The sequence below is a fragment of the Albidovulum sp. genome, assembly GCF_049646345.1.
Lineage (GTDB): Bacteria > Pseudomonadota > Alphaproteobacteria > Rhodobacterales > Rhodobacteraceae > Albidovulum.
In genome coordinates, this window is the sequence record NZ_JBARVQ010000698.1 from 1 (window position 1) to 1825 (window position 1825).

At 61.8% G+C, this 1825-nt stretch carries 2 protein-coding genes and 1 pseudogene; all 3 read right to left on the minus strand.

Going from position 1 to position 1825, the window contains the following annotated elements:
* Positions 1 to 455, minus strand: a pseudogene (locus WBB85_RS18185) (substrate-binding domain-containing protein); the annotation flags it as partial.
* A 10-nt stretch (positions 456 to 465) separates the two neighbouring features.
* Positions 466 to 984, minus strand: a complete 519-nt coding sequence (locus tag WBB85_RS18190; protein ID WP_432640006.1) for a c-type cytochrome, methanol metabolism-related — start codon at positions 982 to 984, stop codon at positions 466 to 468.
* Positions 985 to 1060: 76 nt separating this feature from the next.
* A partial coding sequence (locus tag WBB85_RS18195; protein ID WP_432640007.1) for a PQQ-binding-like beta-propeller repeat protein occupies positions 1061 to 1825 on the minus strand: 765 nt, incomplete at its 5' end.

Consider the following 1825-nt stretch of genomic DNA (forward strand, 5'->3'; position numbering starts at 1 on the left):
ATCAATCCGTAATGCACCAGATGGGTGGCAGGTGCGCTGCCCGCGACGACACCAAGCCGTTTGTCGATAAGGGCCGGGTCAGAAAGCGTCGTCACCCCGGCCAGCGGACCGTCGCTTTTCACGATCAGCACATAGGTCGAGGTATAGTAGTGGTTGGTGTTCAGAACCAGCTCATCGCCCTGCGCGTAACCGATCACCACATCGCAATCATTGGCGGCAAGGGTGCGGCGGATGAAGCCGGTGGCCATCGGGAACCAGGTATATTCCAGCGGCAGGTCCAGTTCGTCAGCCAGAAGCTCGGCAATGCGGTTTTCGAACCCGGACCCGTCCTCGGCCGATAACGGCCGGTTGGCGGGATCGGCGCAAACCCGGAACGCGGTCTTTGAGACCAGATCGGATGTGCCCTGAGCCCCGGCCCCACCGGCCAGCGCCAGCAGCGCCGTCAACACCCGCAGCACGTGTCCGCTAGCTGCCAAGACAGGATTCCTCCGCCTCGCGGATCGCATCTGATTTTGCCTCTTTCTTCGGCGGGCGACCGCGCGGGATCGCGTCGGTGCCGCGTGCCTTGAGATAGACGTAGATATCGTCGAGATAGCACATCACATTCACATTGGTGCCAAAGGCCGGCATCACCGAGTTTTCAGACGCGTTCACCTTCTGCCGTCCATTCACCACGACATCGACGAAATCGTAGTAATCCATGTCAATAGCGGACTCCTTCAGCGCGGGCGCGTAGGACGACCCTTCGCCCTCTGGCCCGTGGCAGACATGGCATTCCGAATGATAGCGGCGAAAGCCGGAATAGCTCGGCCAGTCGATCGAGCCGTCCTCGGCGACGTTGTAGGTCGGCACGCCGTCTTCGGTGAAATACTTGCCGTCCTCGGCATAGCTCACCGTGATGTTGTCGGCTTCCTGCGCCGCAAGTGGCGTTGCCAGCAGCGCGGCCGCAAGTCCGGCCCGCGCGATCCGATACGTTTTACCCATAACCTGCCTCATGCCAGTCCATCCCCAAAATGGACCGGCGCGGCCATACCGCGCCGGTCCCAGTCACAACCCGCCGTCAGTTAGGGAGCGCAAAGACGGTGAGTGCGCCGCCAAGGGCGGTATAGTCGCTGAGCGCGGCATAACCGCCGACAGCACCAAGACCGTCCGTCGGATTGGTCAGACCTGCCGCAAGGCCGATCCCGGCCCAACCGCCGACACCCGACAGAATGGCGACATATTGCTTGCCGCCCTGACTGTAGGTCATCACGTTGCCGATGATGCCCGACGGGGTCTTGAACTTGTAAAGCTCCTCGCCGGTATTGGCGTCCACGGCCTTCAGATAACCCTCAAGCGTGCCGTAGAAGACGATGTCGCCTGCCGTTGCCAAAGCACCGGACCAGACCGAGAACTGTTCAGGCAGCGACCACTTGATCGACCCTGTCTTGTTGTCCCAGGCGATGAAGTTGCCCATGCCGCCATGGCTGTCAGGCGCGGGGAACATCGACAGGGTTGCGCCGACATAGGGCTGACCGGCGGTGTAGGAGACCCGGAACGGCTCATAGTCCATGCAGACATGGTTCGTCGGCACATAGAACAGTTCCGTCTTCGGGCTGTAGGCTGCGGGCTGCTGGTCCTTCGACCCCAATGCCGCCGGGCAGATCCCGGTGGAGTTCACGTCCTCGCCGTTCTGCTCGGTCGAATACTGGGCCACGACCGCCGGACGCCCATAGGTTTCCGAATTCGGGTCCATGTCGACGCCGGTGGTCCAGTTGACCGCCGGATCGAACTTTTCGGCCACCAGCAATTCACCGGTTTCGCGATCAAGCGTATAGCCCAGCCC

Coding starts and splice junctions, on each gene's coding strand:
- WBB85_RS18190 (WP_432640006.1), bottom strand. CDS start 984: ATGGGTAAAACGTATCGGATCGCGCGGGCCGGACTTGCGGCCGCGCTG.